Here is a 15,242-nt window from a genome sequence, read left to right as displayed (position 1 = left end):
ATTGACCAGATAACGTTTCCATGATATAATCAATCTTGCTGTGGAAAGGTACCCAAGAGGCCCAAGGGGGCTGACTCGAAATCAGCTAGGCGTCGCAAGGCGTGCGTGGGTTCGAATCCCACCCTTTCCGCCACCAATCGTTTTTACCCGTCATTACGCGGTTTACAATACGATATGTGATGCGCAAGCTGTTCGAAATACATACGTTAAGGCGCTAGCTGATTACGAAGCGCCTAACTGATTCCGGAATACTCTCTACGTGATATCGCGTAGGGGGTATTTTTTCGTTATGGATAAAAGAACCGGTCGTAAAACGGTAGGAACGCGACAGCCCATCATTAACGTAGCTTTGCCGTCTTATACGCTACAGGAAGCCGTCGATTTTGTCGTTAAGATAAAGCGCGCCAACAACCTAAAGGAACGGACGATTAGCGGCTATATACAGAATATGAACTACTTTATCGAATGGGTTACGGAGAGGCATGGCGAAATAACAATTCGCGAGGTAACGGCCGATCTATTGCGCGAGTATGTTTTATGGTGCGCGACGGATAAGGAATACTACGCCGGCCATCCGTTTAAAGCGGAGTACGAGAAAGGGAAGCTCGGGTTATCGCCGGCATCGGTAAACGTCCGTATCCGCGTGTTAAAGACGTTCTTTGCGGTACTGCATGAAGAGGAGATTATCGATCGGAATCCGGCTGCTAACGTCTCCCTAATGCGTCAGGATGTCGATACTGTTATGCCGCTTAGTGACGATGAGCTGCGCCGCTTTATGAAGGCACCAGACCAACGACAATGGGCGCAATGGAGGGATTCCGTCATTATGACGCTAATCCTGGACACAGGCTTGCGGCTAGGCGAGATTTGCGCGTTAGAAAAGCCGGAGATTGATTTCGTTAAAAAGTCGATTACGTTGCCGGCATCGAAGAATAAGAACCGTAAATCCAGGACGTTACCTCTATCAACAGAGACGGCGCGCCTATTAAAGCAGCTTATTGCGGAAACGGAGCGCAACTTCAACACTACATATGTATTTACTACTAATTATGGCGAGCAATTAAGCGAGAAGACGATACAGAAGTCATTTGATAATTACGCGGAGAGGGCTAAGCTGGGCCGGACAGTTTCACCGCATGTGCTACGTCATAACTTCGCGACAATGGCTGCAGAGAACGGGATGTCGATATTCCACCTGCAGAAACTCATGGGACATGCTGACATCGCCACAACGCGTAAGTACGTCCAAATTAGCGAGGGCAGCCTGGCGGAAGAACATAAGCGGTGCAGTCCGTTAACGCGCCTGACAAGCCGTAAGGGAGGCCGTTGATATGACGAAGCCATCAGGCGGCATTGTCCGCGTTCAGAAGCGCGATAGCGGCTATACGATACTGGACCCGTTCTTCTTATCAGACGAGCGTCTAACGTGGAAGGCAAAAGGATTGCTCGCGTATCTCCTGTCTAAACCGTCTAACTGGCGAGTTTATATCGCGGATCTCGTTAAGCGTTCTAAGGACGGACGAGACGCCGTATATTCCGCGATAAAAGAACTCGAGAACTGCGGTTATGTTGAGCGCCGACAGACGCGTGATGAAGGTAACCGAATAACCGGAATGGAAACGGTAATCTATGAGCGGCCGATTATCGACGATCCAGATCCGGACTTGCCACATACGGATATTCCGGACGTGGAAAAACCGAAGACGGAGAAACCGACGCAAGTTATTAATGAATTTAGTAATAATGACTCTAAGAGAGAAATAGATAAGAGCGACAACGATGCTATTTTACACGCGTTGGCTAAAGCATTACGCAAGCTGCCGCTAAACGATACCGCAAGCCTATACGACCACTATTTCGAGGATACTTACGCGATGCTGACGCGTAGATTTAGCGGTCAACTAGAGGCGGATGTCATTGCGCTGGCTGCCGATCGGTATTTCACGAAGGCCGTTGATCTACGGACGGGACTGCCGAAACCTAGCGTTTATTCTCCGGTCGGTGTATTTCACGATTGCTATGTGGAGGCGCTGGCGGAGTGGAGAGCGGCCCAATATAAGCGAAGTGCGGGCGGTGCATAAGTCGCATCGTGAGCGGAATAGTACTCCGGCCATCCTCGTGCGTGATCCGGCGTCTATCTGCGTCAGTCTGCGTCCAGTTGCGTTTACGTTTCGTTTGCGTTGCGCGAGTGGAAGATGGTACTGCGGTGTTATGTGATTACCTTATTTTTCCGCGAGACAGGCCGATTAGAGCGTGTTAATATCGGTTGCGACGTCGATTCGCACGCGAAAATAGACGTCAATAATTACGATCATGACGCGGAGGACTAAAATGAGGATTGACGCAGAGACTAGAAGAAGAGAAGGGCAACGTTTGGCTGCAGGAGAAGTGACAGTAGAAGAAATCGCGAAGAAATACAACAGGGATAAATCAACTGTCCGTGGCTGGAGGAGAGACGCAGAAAACATAGCGGAGGAATTGTCCGTAGGTACCGGTAGTAATGAAGTACATAAACTACGCAAAGAAAATGCACAATTAAAGGGACAGGTTCAATCTTTACTTAAGACTGTAACGCAGTTAGCGTTGAATCAGAAATAAGTATGTAAAATAAAAAAGACCGCTCCGCCTGTCATTCGGGTTAGTGGTCTTTTCTTCGTTTATATTCGCTTAAATAACGCAGTGTCCCGTGAGTAATATGTCCTGGCACTGGTATCAACGTTCCGTACACGCACGTAATCGGCCGTATACCGATCGATAAAACCGCGTTCAACTTCCGCATATTGACCGGCCACGTCCTCCTCCCAAACGGAGATGAGCGCTTCCGATAGGGCAGCCGCGAAGAAATGGACATCTTGATAGAGTTGGCGCAAATCGCGTTCTATACTCATGATGATGACGTTCCTATTCCGAAGAGATAGATACCAATTGAGCTGAGTAATAAAAGTAATACGATAAAAGCTATGATAGACCCACGTAGATTCCTCATTAATTCTCATCCTCTATAATTTCAATTAATTCCTCAATGGAACAGTCCAATGCACGACAAAGTTTCTCAAGAGTATCAAATTTAATGCCGTCTGTTTTCTCGTTATAAAGCTTCGTTATACCATTTCTATGTAAACCGGTCATATCCGCGAGTTCAGAAATCTTTATTCTCTTCTCTCCCATTATCCGTGACAAATGAACTTTAATCGCCATGCTCAGCCTCCATTCAATAAGAAAATTATAAATTAGAGTGTAAAAAATATCAATTAGGCTATTGACGATGCACATTACAGTGTATATACTGAAGGTAATCAAACGAACACTACAGTGTGCAAATAATATATTGGAGGTTTCAAAATGACTAATGCAGTAATGTTAGAAGTTTCCCGCAAATCCCTCGTTACCAGCCTGTACCCGGTAGGCTACCGCTATTCCCGTCGCATCGACCGCTTCATCCTCGTATGGAAGCCAGAGAACAAGCGCAAGCAGGAAATCGACGTTCCTATCCGTGTTCTCGCGCTGACTTTGCCGGAAACATTCGCAAGCATCTGCGCAGGTTACACGGCCGGCTGCGTCGAGGTGACCGAATCAGAATTACGCGAACTAGGGTTTTACCTGGAGGTGACGCATAATGCAGGCAACGTTTAACAACGGACTATCACGAACACAACGTGCAGCAACTCGCCGGACAAGCCGCAAGACTCAGCGTTATCTAATCCGCGGCCTAGCGTGGTTTATCGCAATGATAATTCGGGAGGTGCTATCGTGATTCTCGAACGCGTGCCGCTACTACTCGTATACACGCCGCATGAATCCGAGTTCGTTGACGCAACCATCGTACATACCGCGCCATTGACTGCTATGTATACCGTTGACGGTGCGTTGTGGATCGCCAGAATCACGTCACAAGACGATTACTACGTCTGGACAACCGATGCGCCACCGGTCATCATTTCGCAGGATAAGGGGCCGGACGATATACCAGGGATCCGCGCCAAGCTGCAGAGTATATCCGGATTGGACTTCTTATGCCGCGATGTACTAGACACCGGAGTTGACGTAGAATTTTCGCTGTGATGTAGTTTCAAACTACACCGTTCCCCGATGATGCCCGCGATAGTTGCGCTAACAGCTAACGCGGATGAGTGGAGGGGAGTTCGGTAATTGACCCGTCCAGGTCGTATGTAAAACGCTTGACCACGTACCTTATCGGCGGCAACCGGTTAGGATCGCCATGCGTGGAATCGGTCGCGGCTGCAAACGTGACCACCGTCCGTATCTCTTCCGCTCCAACGGTTGAGAATCGCCATGCGGACACTTATTCGTCTGACTTGCGGCAACAAGTCGGTGAACTAAACGCGATATGAGATCGCTGATCTCCCGGAAAAGTATCGTGTCTATCCTCGCTAACAGGCTGAGTGGGGAGGCAATTGCGGATGGAGGCGGCAACCTTCGTCCGCTTTTGTTATGTAATACGTAGCGAGACGAACATGCGTTCCACTTTTTTGAGGAAATATTAAGATTTCTTTTGTTAACAAATCATGGTGGACAGGTTATATTGAATCTAACTACATGAGAGGGGCGGCGCGCCATGAATTTCAATCTGAACGAAGCTATCCGATCTTACCAAGATAACGGAGATACACGAATAATTGATCGTATCATGGAGGATGTAGAGGAGATCGACTTTACCGAGGACCCTACGCGAAGATATGTATCATCTGAAATGAGCGAAATCCGGATTGACCTGTCCGAACCACATTTATATATCGTTTACAGAATTAAAGCGATACGAGAGAAGGCCGTTAAACACGCGTGGTATATTCGCCAGCCATTGCGCTATTTGTATCCTGAGATAAATCGCTACTTATCGATCTTGATTGTGGATTGCGGAATGGAAATTCCGTTTGAGCCGATAGATAATGACAGATACGTATGGACGTTCGACATAAACACCGAGTTGCTTACCTGGCTCATTGGCAGTGAATCCGAGATAGAACAACGCTTTAGGGAGAATTATCAGGAAACGGAGTATAAGATTTATCAGAGCTTAGTTGCAAGAGTCAGCGCGGTAGAAGAGGAAGCTGCTAAAGAGGAAACGCGAATTCGAGATGAGGTTATGGGCGATATGCGCCAGGCGTTAATGTACGTCCTCAAGTATGTTGATGCGAGTAGAAGCGATAGGGAGATCGTCAGCTATGTCAACGACGCAATCATGACGCGTTACCATGACATACAAGCGTATCGAAACGGCCTGCGTCGCGTTCGTAAGTCCGGTAGTGATCGGCGAGTGAAGCCGAAGTTTACTAACGCAAAGGTAACGGTAATCGGGTTTGAAGTGCCAGAATGGGTATTGACGAAGAAATTGAACGTACAGCAAGCGGAATTCCTGCAGAATTTGATTAATTCGGTGGAAGAGGACATACGCGAAGGAAGAGAAGAGGACTATAACGTCACAGCGGACGGGGAGTATATAGTCTCGGGGGCTTATGTAGCGCGGGTTAGCGGGTTACCGTATGAGACTGCGCGGAAGAGATTGACGAGAATAAGAAAAAAACTTGAGAAATATTTACTATAAGTGTCCCAAGTTGACAGTATATTTAGAACAGTGAGAGGAGTAAAAAGTATAGATATCCTACTTAAACATATCACAAAAATCACGGTTTTGCAACCCATATTTTAAGGAGTCAGTTAGTTTCTTATTTTGAAGGACACCGTATATTTTACAAGCGTTTGCGGTTACGCACTATGAAAGCCAGTCTGCCACCGCGTCGAATGCCTGACGACGTGAGGCGGCGTTTTTATTTGCAACACTGTATCAATAAACCACTACTACAAAGGAGGACGTTAAAATGAAACTCACATCAGAAATCATTCGCATTTGTCGTACGAATCTCGGCATGTCGCAAGGTAAACTCGCAAGAGAAGCCGGCATTTCCTGCCCATTAATTGGCGCAATCGAACGTGATGAAAGGGCGCTGCTGCCGCACGTTGAGTCGCGGATACGTAAGGCTATTCCGCTGTCGGATGAACAGATTGCCGATATCGTTGACGCTAACAGACGCGTGAACTCTTTCCGAGACGCTGCTAATTCCGGTTAATAGCGTATGTTCCCGTACGGTCAACATGACCAGCATGAACAAGTCGAAAAGGAAGGTCAAAACATTACGAATCCGAGGAAAACCGCCTCGAATCCGGTCCCTGCATACCTTACCTTGCGGATTATTTGAGGAAGAGATTAGCGCGATGAAAATGATATGTCCCAGCCCGATGTGATTTTCTTCGGGATGGATGAATTGGACGGCCAGTCCAAGAAGGCAGTTGCTTTGGATGTTGTGTTGATATATTGGGGCGCGTAGAAGAAAAGAAATAGACGAACAAATAGGGATAGAAACCTCGAAAAGACTGATATGCCTTACGTGGCGCGGTATTCGGGGATTTTGAGATGTATCTGAAATGCAGTACAACTGTACGTTTTTGTATCTGAAATGCAGTATATTTTAGGAGGGGTATTGGTGGCGATTAACAGACAAAAGGAACAGTGGCATTGGGGGAATCTCACGCTGCAAACAAAGCGAGGCGTTCTCGCCAGAAAGGAATCTATTGAGGAAGAACTCGGCGATCGCTTAGCCAGTCTCGAAATTGTGATGAAGACGACAGAAACACAAATACAAGGTAGGAAGGCGTTGGACGAGCTCCGCAGCCACGCGGATGACAACGGAGGCTTTGTATTTGCTATGTTTAACGGATGCGTCACGATGGATCAACGGTTCCCATCGCTTAATCAGTCCGACCTGGCGCGCCTAATGTTCATCGGGACATATACGAACTATGACGGCCGGCTGCAGTACGATAACGGTCGCCCCATAGATCGGAAATCGCTTGAATCTCTGTTGAATATGAGCCGCGCTCGATTTCTGGAGTTTTTCAAAAAGCTGACGGCTGAGGAAGTCGTTAGTGTAGACGAAGAACATGGAGACATCCACATCAATCCGTCAGTGTTCTATCGCGGAGAAATGAAGAAATCCGGGTATGACTTATCCGAATACCAACATACACGACTATTCCGGAGCACTGTCCGCGATCTTTACAATCGATATAACGGCCGCACAATCAAGCAACTGGCCCTTGTCTTCGCGGTACTTCCTTTCATTAATTTCGGATTCAATGTTGTTTGCTTCAACCCGGGCGAGAACAACGAGGATAGAGTGAAGCCGATGGACCTTGAGAACTTGGCCGCGCTCCTCAGTTACAAGGATACGCACAGATTGCGTACCGCACTCGATTCGCTCAAACTTGACGGAAAACCGGTATTCTTACTCATCCCAGACATTAATGACAAAAGAAAGCGCCGGATAATTGTTAACCCTAGAGTGGTATACGCGGGGCCTGCGAAGAGCCTGGCCGGAATCAAAGTTCTATTCAATTAAGCGTGGAAGCCGTAAAAGGCCGAAGCGCTATTTTTATTGTCCTACGGGCTGGACATTAAACCGCCTGGGAACACGCGGGGGAAAATATGAGGGTGCAGACCGCAGCGACCCGTAAAAGGACGAGTCAAATGAGATACGTTAATGACTATGTTAGGGTAAAGCACACGATTAAAGAAGGAAACCACGTTGTAAAAGTCTACGCGCCAGACGGTCTAGAATACTGTAAAGGGGTCTGGCCGGTCACGGACGAGAATACGAGCCTGGGCGCAATTTGGTCCGGTCTATTTCAGGGCGATAAGGTGGCACGCTTATTTGGTATCGATAAAGTCGCGATTAATTCAACGGATACCGAAGCGTTCGCTGCTTACTGCGCTGAGTCTGCGGAGGTGGACGGGAATGAATAAACTTTGGAGAGCCGGCGATCGGCTTGTCGCTTACGTCGATGACCTTGACACCATCCGCAAAATAAATCGTAGCCATCCGTATTATACCGAGACCGCCCAGTATTATGAGGGCGGGATATGCGTTGCAAGACAATACAACGTGCCTGACTCGAAGAAGCGAAATGCGCGCCGGTTGCTCGGCGTGAACGTCGATAGATAACGGTACGGTAAGGGCCGCTATAACGCCGATACAGCCGCTATATGTCCGGAAGGTATAAACACCTTCGGGGCCTATTTTGCGTGGCTAGAATCCAGCAGAAACAACGATATGGGTGCCATAGACGAACGATTTTAGCGGAGGGGAGGCGAGAGTATTAACGAGAAAATGTCGGATGCGAAAACGTATTGCCCGTACTACCGAAATGATTCAAGCTGCGCGCTATTGGCCGCTATGGATAAGGAAGACATCAGGTGCAAAGTGGCACGGGGAGAGGAAAGTATTCGCTGCCGTTACTTAGATACTCAAATCGCGAGAAGGAGCTGAGCGCCGTAATGAAGGACGTGAAGGTAATCTCTATCGAGCCGATCGAACACGGCCATAAACGCCGCGTCACTTTGCGGAGTGAGAAGAGCGGCCGGGAATTTGAAATGATCTTCGGGGACTCGATTTCGGAATCCACTATACGGAGAAACGCGCCGATGCTTGTGAAAAAACAACACATAAAAAGGGGATAAAACAATGTTTATCGAGAGCAAAACATGGACTGGCCTAAATGACCAAGAATCAATGACGGAGGTGTACTCGATGGTTGTGCCGACCAATTATAAATCACCGGTTGCACCGCCTAAACCAAAGCGAGAGAAAGCGAAGTCGATGCGCCGGAAAGGAAAGGTTAGAATGTTCAACTTGGAGAAGAATTTCGGATTCCTTCGGAGTGGCAAGGACGATTTCTTCTTTCACATCTCATCCGCAGCAGAACCAGGCTTGTCATATCTCATGAGTGGGGAACGCGTAACGTTTGAAGTAGGTGAAGATAGGCAAGGGCGCCCGATTGCCGTTAAGTTGGCGTTAGCATCATGAGACCGTTATTTCAAGCGGTCGTTACGGAGATTGGCTCGACGAAACTTATCGCAATCAACTATTTCGATGAGACCGGCGCCCATGCAGACCAGATAATCCGCGGCATTGAGGGCGTGGAGGAACTCGCAATTATTGACGTGGTGCTCGAGGCTATGCGCTTGCACAAGGTTGATACGGTGGACATCGATACGGACAACGATATGCTGTTCAAGCTGTTCCTGCCGGTGCCTGGCGTAAAAGTAACGCTGGTCCCGTCAAGCACGCTCAGTGGATTGCGCCGGCACTTATCGCCAGGATCGCCAATATATCCGTTCCTTGCGGAGATGTGCGCGGAAGATGAACCGGAAGAAGTCAAAGAGATTGAAGAAGTATCGGAGCCGCGAAAGCCGTGGTATACCCGGATAATCCAATACATTAGAGGAGTGTTCATGAATGATTAAGTTTGAACTGAAAGAGAAGTACGACAAGCAAGATGCACGATTTACCGAGCTACGGAGCAAACACGACGGATTGGTACGGGAAGCCGAGCAAAAGGTCGCGGATCTCGTTGCGGAGAAACAGCGGATTCTTATCCGGGAGTTTGACGGTGAAGACGTAGCCGCAGACCGTGCGACGATTACTAAGAAAATCGAATCCGCAGAAAAGGCCGTGCAGGAGGCGAAGAGCGTCCGAGATGCAGCGTTCGCATATGCGTCTGAAAAATCGCGAGAGGGCCGTATCACCGTACTGGACCTGACGAAGGACTGGAACACGAACGTTATTCCGCAGATTCGCGAAAAGGAGCTTAAGCCGATCGTCGAACGGATGGCCGAGGCCCGGGCGGATATGTATAACGCGCTGCTCGACTTTTACGAGCTGACGGAGGAATACGCCAGTCAACACCGCGAGTTGTCGGAACTTGAGCGTCGAGAATCGGATAGTCTTCGGAGAACGTCGTATGCAGTGCAACAGATTGAGCAGGAGTATAACCTCCCACTTGCTAAGTTGCCGGAATTGACCTCGATTAAACAGAAACGTGCGCTGCCGAAAGGGATCGACCGTAAACCAACACAAAAAGGAGCGAAATAACTTGAAATATTCAGACGTAGTAAAAGCGGAGAAACTTGCGACCGGCGATTCGCTGAAAATCGCACAAGCAACGCAATTGAAAAAGGACTACGAAGGTAGTATCGCGGCTTTCTTTAACGAGCAGTCGGGGGTGGGTTTCGTGGCGGTGCCGACCGCGGAGGACGTCGAACGATTCAACGCCAAGGCAGCCGAAACAGGAGACGCGGACGATATCGCACGAGCTGCGCTGATTGCTGATCGCTTCGAACATTATGAAGGCGAAAAGGTGGCGCACCTAGTTAATCGGGCTACCGGCGAGCAGCTACGGACTAAATTACGGTCCGGCGAGAAGATTACCGCGAATGACGTTAGAGCAGCGCAGGAGTTCGGTAAGTTGAATCCTACCGCTGAGAACGTGTCTTTGTACTCTCAGATCAAGCGAAAACACGAAGAGGGGGAATCGAAATGAAAAAAGAACTAATTGCGTTTGCAGGTTTCGAAGGAACAGACACACAGCAAATTAGGTTCTCGCGAACAGCTTGTGCACTCTATCTAGACAACAAGGGTTATGTACCTATTTCGTTAAAAATCGGCATTAATAGAAAGTACTATCACGAGTTTTTTGTTCGTTCGGGCACTATTTTTAAAGAGCAGTTGCCCCCGTTTGACGAAATTCTCATTACGTTAAGGCCGGAATACCCCGATCTTACCGACTATCCAATTGATGCTTATTACGTTGGACATCCATATTACAAGGGTTAAATACTGATACCGAAGGGCTCGCCGAATGGCGGGCTCTTTTTGTTTTCTTAAACACAAAAGGGGGAAACGAAGTGAACGCAGTAATGGAGGAAGGAATGTATTGGGCAGTGCAGGATATGGTAAGCATGCTCATGGTCAATAAGGCGAGAGGATCGGAAGAGGAAAAAGCCGAGGTTATGCGTTTAGCTGCCGAAAATATGACATCCAAGTTAACGGAATCCGGAATCATTACACCGTTGAGAGATGCGGAGAAAGAACTATTTATTACAACGATTATTGGTATCGCAACCGCAATGTCTGAGGCGGTGACTGACTGATGGAAGCAGTAGACATCGGCGGCATCAAAGCCCGCGTTTCAGCAGATATTTCGCAATTCGAGTCCGGAATTAACAAGGCGAAGGCGAAAACAGCAGAACTCGGTAAATCCGCGACAGAAGTAACGGGTGCATTTAAAGACCTCAACTCGACGCTGGCAGGAATGGGCGCCTCGTCCGCTCAGATTTCGAAGATAAACGACGCTATCCGAAAAGCTAATCCGGAAATTCTGCGTAAGGGGCTGGCGGAGGTACGCGCCGAACTCACCAAGCTCGGCATGTCGTCAACGGAGATCGATAAAATAACGAGCGGACTTGAAAAGAGCGCAACGGGCGCCTCAACAGCGTCCAAAGAGATTAAAGCGCTGGGGGCCGCATATGCAGGCCTAGCGGTAGCTATGGCCGCAATCATTACGAAGTCCGTCGAGTTTTCCGCCACGTTTGAACAGTCGATGGCTAACGTTAAAGCAATTTCGCAGGCAACCGGGGACGAGTTCGAAAGTCTGCGCAATCAGGCGCTAGAGCTCGGAGCCACAACGCGATATACGGCCGCAGAGGCTGCGGACGCGCAAGCTTTATTAGCACAAAGCGGCTTTAAAACGAAGGATATCATCGCGTCATTACCGGGCGTATTATCGCTTGCATCCGCAGGCCAGACGGACCTGGCGACAACGGCCGATATCGCTGCGTCTGCGCTGAACGGTTTCGGATTAAAGGCGGAAGAGACCGCACGCGTGGCGGACGTATTAGCGAAAGCATCGATCGATACGAACGCGGACGTTACAGATTTAGGCTTCGCGCTCAAGTACGTTGCGCCAGTCGCTGCGGCAATGGGCGTGAGTATCGAAGAGGCAGTCGCAGCTATCGGCGAGCTCAGTAACGCCGGTATTAAGGGAGAGATGGCTGGTACGCAGTTACGTGCGATCTTGCTCGCGCTGTCATCTCCGTCAGAAGAAGCGGCCGGATACATGGATAAACTCGGCGTCAGCATTTCGGATGCGGCCGGTAACATCAAGCCGCTGAGTACGGTTGTCGGTGACATGGCCGGAGCTTTCGCGCGCTTAACGCAAGTACAGCAGGCAGACGCTGCAGCTACGTTGGTCGGCCGTGAAGCAGCTTCCGGATTCTTGACGCTGTTAACGCAAGGTAAGGCGACGCTCGACGGATATACCGCGAGTCTTCAAAATGCAGGCGGAACGGCGCAAGAGGTAGCGGATATCCAAATGGACACACTCAAAGGCGCCACTCTCGAATTACAGTCTGCGTTAGAAGCGGTCGGCATAACAGTCGGGGATAAACTGGCGCCAGCCATCCGACAAGTGGCCGAATTTATAACGAATCTCCTGCAAGGATTCACGGAAATGAATCCGGCATTACAAAGCGCAATCGTGGCGTTCGGTGTAGCGACAGCCGGAGTCTTAGGACTTGCGGCAGCATTCGGCGTTCTGGCTATCGCGCTGGGCGGACTTCAAATCGCAGCAGCTCCGTTTATGGCGGTGGCTATCGCTATTGGCGCGGTAACGGCGGGAATAGCGGCGCTTGTAACGCAATCGAACCAAGCGGCAGAAGCCGTTAAGCAACATGAGGCCGCGCAGAAAAAACTCAACGAAACACTCGATAAGTCACCGATTAGCAATACGATTCAAGACGTTCAGAACATGCGAGACATGATCGGCGAATTGAATCCGGTACTCGAAGAAAGCGCGAAGTTGCAGGAACGGTTGAACGAAATCGAAGCGCTAGGCGACAAAGGCCAGGGAACGCCGGCTCTCTTATCGGAAGCTATGGACATTAACGAGCAACTCGAAGAGATGGACGAGAAGCTACGCACGATGGGTTATGACGGCGTAGAGGATGCGACGGCCAAAGCGGAAGAGCTTAAGGAGCAGATTAACGATTCGATTCCGGCTCTTCGCGAAATGGAACGTGCGGAAATCAACGCGCTCGCTACGAAAGTCCAACACATCGATAAAGTAGAGAAGCTGCGTGATGAATACGACAAGCTGACCGCAGAGGAGAAGCTGTCCGAACAGCAAAAGGCGCAATTGGCGAGTGTTGTCGAGGCGTTGACGAAAGAGTATCCCGGATTGATTGCGCAGTTGGACGAAGAGAACCAATGGCATATTACAAACCGCGGTTCTTTGGACGACTTGATAAAGGCGGAAAGTGAATCCGTTAGCGCGTCGGCAAAGGCAGCAAAAAGCCGACTGAACAACTGGAAAGTTGAGACCGAAGCGAAACTTAAACTCGCACGCGCTCAGATATCCGCCCTAGAAAAGATTGAGGGCTTTAATTTTGCCGGCAGTGCGATTGGCAAGAGGCTCCCAGGTGAAGTGGGCAAAGGCTTCGAGATGATCGGGGACCAGATTCTCGGTGCTGTTCGAGCGAAAGCGCAAGATAACGCCAACAAGTATCAGCTAGACCTCAACGAAATCGAGAAGGATATCGCGTCCATTACTTCCGGCACTTACGGAAAGTTTGACGTTGGGAGCGGAATCGACCTTAGTGACCCTGAGAAAGAGAAAAAGAGCAAAACCAAGAAGGGCAAGAAGGAGAAGTCCGCAGCCGAACTCGCCGCCGAAGCGCGCAAGAAAGCGTATGACGCCGACGTTGCCACGATCCGTTACCAGGCGGACATGTACGACTGGTCGGCGGACAAGCAAATCGCGGCTTACGAAAAGCTGCGCAAGACACATAAACAATATCTCGCGGAGTCCATCGAAGACCGGCGCACGCTCGACCTGCAGCTAAAACGATTAGCGGAAGACAGCGCCAAGTCGCGCTATGAGTTCTCGGCGGAATGGATCGCGAAGGAAGAACGCCGCATGGAGGACAGCGCTAAGTCCGAAGTAGCGATCGCACAGGCGAAGCTCAATGCGTGGACTCGCGTACGCAACCGCTATAAAAAGGACTCGGAAGAGTACAAGAAAGCGGACGAGGAAATCTACAAAGCGCGCAAGGATCTCGCTAAAGCGGAAGAGGCCGAAGCCAAGAAGGAATACGATAACTCTTCCGATTGGATTAAGGCACAGGAACGACGCATGCAGGACGCCGGCAAATCCGAACAAGAAATCGCGAAGATGAAACTTGACGCCTGGACTCGCGTGCGCAATCGGTACATGAAGGATAGCGAGCTGTACAAGAAAGCGGATGAGGAGCTGTATCAGGCGCGCAAGTCCTATACGGAGAAGACGACGAAGCTGGCCGAAGATTCCGTTAAGACGCAGAAATCCGCCATTGAGTCCGCCAAGAAAGCGGAACTCGACGCTATTGAAGCGCGTAAGAAGGCGTTTGTCGACGCTCAAGACGCGAAGATTAAGGCGATCGACGAGCAAATCGCGAAGGAAGCGGAGCTCAATTCCGACCTCGATTACGAAACGCGATTAGCGGAGAAACGCGCCCGCGCCGCCGAATTGGAGAGCGCCGTCGGTCCGGAAGGTATCCAGGAACGCGAAGACGTCCTAAAAGAGATCGACCGCATGCAACTCGAGCACGAACGCGAGCTCCGTAAACGCGAATTGGAATCGCAGAAAGATGCGCTGCAGGACGAGAAGGATGCGCAGACAAAGGCGTTCGATGACGAGAAGGCGGCGGCCGAATCGCAGTTTAATGCGCTGATACAGGCGTTCGAGTCGTACGGCGGCGATATCAAAATGATTGAGGCCGCGATATCTGCGTTCCGAATTACGGAAAATGCTTCCGCTAATGCCGCCATCTTATCCGAATTGGATTCGTTTGTGGCCGGCTATAACGCAAGAATGGCGCAGATTAGCCGAGTAACGGCGACGCCGGATTCGGACCTATCGGAATATAACGCGAACAAAGACGCATGGTCAGCGGCTAAGAAACGCGGTGATGCCGAAGAGATGGCGAGACTGGCCGCACGTAACGAGGAGCTGCGGAAGAAGTACGGCATTGAGCAGGATACCGGCAAGCTGCAGACGTTCCATGGCGGAGGCGTAGTCCAGGGACGAAACGGTGAGGAAACGCTGGTACTCGCGAAAGCTGGCGAAATGTATCTGAACTCGCAGCAGCAAGCGGCCTTATGGGATACGTTAAGCGGGCGTGCAATGGCGCCAGCAACGAACGCATTTCCGGCTGTTACGACGATTACGAATCACTTCGATATGGGCGCGGATGAAGTCGTATTGACCGATAAGGCAGATATCGCAGCGTTCTACGACGAGCGAGCGCGTACGGTTCAGCGGCTACAGACGCAGGGGGTTAAGACTAGATAAAT

19 protein-coding genes and 1 tRNA gene are annotated in these 15,242 nt (G+C 49.9%); 18 read left to right on the top strand and 2 right to left on the bottom strand.

The genetic code is table 11. The annotated features are described in order from the left end of the window. Window positions 1–42 precede the first annotated feature (42 nt). The 4 genes from AC3RCL_RS31975 to AC3RCL_RS31960 all read left to right on the top strand — a co-directional run bounded on the left by AC3RCL_RS31975 (window position 43) and on the right by AC3RCL_RS31960 (window position 2,598). Window positions 43–133, top strand: a tRNA-Ser gene (locus AC3RCL_RS31975). Window positions 134–289: 156 nt separating this feature from the next. Beyond that, entirely contained in the window at window positions 290–1,330 is a 1,041-nt protein-coding gene (locus AC3RCL_RS31970) for a tyrosine-type recombinase/integrase (protein WP_492534026.1), read from the top strand. Between the two features lies 1 nt (window position 1,331). Next, on the top strand, window positions 1,332–2,081 hold the full coding sequence (locus tag AC3RCL_RS31965; RefSeq protein ID WP_492534024.1) for a helix-turn-helix domain-containing protein: 750 nt from the start codon (window positions 1,332–1,334) through the stop codon (window positions 2,079–2,081). Between the two features lie 250 nt (window positions 2,082–2,331). Then, window positions 2,332–2,598, top strand: coding sequence for a helix-turn-helix domain-containing protein (locus AC3RCL_RS31960; RefSeq protein ID WP_071219322.1), 267 nt, complete (start codon window positions 2,332–2,334; stop codon window positions 2,596–2,598). A gap of 59 nt (window positions 2,599–2,657) precedes the next feature. Here the strand turns inward: AC3RCL_RS31960 and AC3RCL_RS31955 are convergent, their stop codons facing one another. Then, window positions 2,658–2,888 carry a hypothetical protein gene (locus AC3RCL_RS31955; RefSeq protein ID WP_492534022.1) on the bottom strand — a complete coding sequence of 77 codons (231 nt, stop codon included), beginning with the start codon at window positions 2,886–2,888 and terminating at the stop codon, window positions 2,658–2,660. Between the two features lie 97 nt (window positions 2,889–2,985). Then, entirely contained in the window at window positions 2,986–3,198 is a 213-nt protein-coding gene (locus AC3RCL_RS31950; protein ID WP_492534020.1) for a helix-turn-helix domain-containing protein, read from the bottom strand. Window positions 3,199–3,342: 144 nt separating this feature from the next. Between AC3RCL_RS31950 and AC3RCL_RS31945 the strand changes: the two genes are divergently transcribed. The 14 genes from AC3RCL_RS31945 to AC3RCL_RS31880 all read left to right on the top strand — a co-directional run bounded on the left by AC3RCL_RS31945 (window position 3,343) and on the right by AC3RCL_RS31880 (window position 15,240). Beyond that, a complete protein-coding gene (locus tag AC3RCL_RS31945; protein ID WP_492534018.1) occupies window positions 3,343–3,633 on the top strand; it encodes a hypothetical protein in 291 nt (96 codons plus the stop codon). Between the two features lie 117 nt (window positions 3,634–3,750). Beyond that, window positions 3,751–4,062: a hypothetical protein gene (locus AC3RCL_RS31940; RefSeq protein ID WP_492534016.1), complete on the top strand. Its 312-nt coding sequence runs from the start codon at window positions 3,751–3,753 to the stop codon at window positions 4,060–4,062. Between the two features lie 514 nt (window positions 4,063–4,576). After that, on the top strand, window positions 4,577–5,563 hold the full coding sequence (locus AC3RCL_RS31935; RefSeq protein ID WP_492534014.1) for a hypothetical protein: 987 nt from the start codon (window positions 4,577–4,579) through the stop codon (window positions 5,561–5,563). A gap of 274 nt (window positions 5,564–5,837) precedes the next feature. Beyond that, window positions 5,838–6,086, top strand: coding sequence for a helix-turn-helix domain-containing protein (locus AC3RCL_RS31930; RefSeq protein ID WP_492534012.1), 249 nt, complete (start codon window positions 5,838–5,840; stop codon window positions 6,084–6,086). A 414-nt stretch (window positions 6,087–6,500) separates the two neighbouring features. Next, the gene (locus AC3RCL_RS31925; protein ID WP_492534010.1) at window positions 6,501–7,415 is read left to right on the top strand and encodes a hypothetical protein; all 915 of its coding nucleotides are present in this window, start codon (window positions 6,501–6,503) and stop codon (window positions 7,413–7,415) included. 396 nt (window positions 7,416–7,811) lie between these two features. Then, window positions 7,812–8,018 carry a hypothetical protein gene (locus tag AC3RCL_RS31920; protein WP_492534008.1) on the top strand — a complete coding sequence of 69 codons (207 nt, stop codon included), beginning with the start codon at window positions 7,812–7,814 and terminating at the stop codon, window positions 8,016–8,018. A 251-nt stretch (window positions 8,019–8,269) separates the two neighbouring features. Then, complete coding sequence (locus AC3RCL_RS31915) at window positions 8,270–8,533, top strand: hypothetical protein (protein WP_492534006.1); 264 nt, start codon at window positions 8,270–8,272, stop codon at window positions 8,531–8,533. A 4-nt stretch (window positions 8,534–8,537) separates the two neighbouring features. After that, window positions 8,538–8,879, top strand: coding sequence for a cold-shock protein (locus AC3RCL_RS31910; RefSeq protein ID WP_492534004.1), 342 nt, complete (start codon window positions 8,538–8,540; stop codon window positions 8,877–8,879). Continuing rightward, the gene (locus AC3RCL_RS31905; protein WP_492534002.1) at window positions 8,876–9,319 is read left to right on the top strand and encodes a hypothetical protein; all 444 of its coding nucleotides are present in this window, start codon (window positions 8,876–8,878) and stop codon (window positions 9,317–9,319) included. The genes AC3RCL_RS31910 and AC3RCL_RS31905 overlap by 4 nt, the downstream gene beginning before the upstream one ends. Then, entirely contained in the window at window positions 9,312–9,947 is a 636-nt protein-coding gene (locus AC3RCL_RS31900) for a hypothetical protein (protein WP_492534000.1), read from the top strand. Before AC3RCL_RS31905 ends, AC3RCL_RS31900 begins: the two co-directional genes overlap by 8 nt. 1 nt (window position 9,948) lies before the next feature. Beyond that, window positions 9,949–10,395, top strand: a complete 447-nt coding sequence (locus AC3RCL_RS31895) for a hypothetical protein (protein WP_492533998.1) — start codon at window positions 9,949–9,951, stop codon at window positions 10,393–10,395. Continuing rightward, entirely contained in the window at window positions 10,392–10,688 is a 297-nt protein-coding gene (locus AC3RCL_RS31890; RefSeq protein WP_492533996.1) for a hypothetical protein, read from the top strand. Before AC3RCL_RS31895 ends, AC3RCL_RS31890 begins: the two co-directional genes overlap by 4 nt. 71 nt (window positions 10,689–10,759) lie before the next feature. Further along, window positions 10,760–11,005, top strand: a complete 246-nt coding sequence (locus tag AC3RCL_RS31885; RefSeq protein ID WP_492533994.1) for a hypothetical protein — start codon at window positions 10,760–10,762, stop codon at window positions 11,003–11,005. Next, a complete protein-coding gene (locus tag AC3RCL_RS31880; RefSeq protein WP_492533992.1) occupies window positions 11,005–15,240 on the top strand; it encodes a phage tail tape measure protein in 4,236 nt (1,411 codons plus the stop codon). Before AC3RCL_RS31885 ends, AC3RCL_RS31880 begins: the two co-directional genes overlap by 1 nt. The last annotated feature ends 2 nt before the right edge of the window (window positions 15,241–15,242 follow it).

This window comes from Paenibacillus sp. MT86 (genome assembly GCF_058792535.1).
This window is presented reverse-complemented; position numbering and strand designations above follow the sequence as displayed.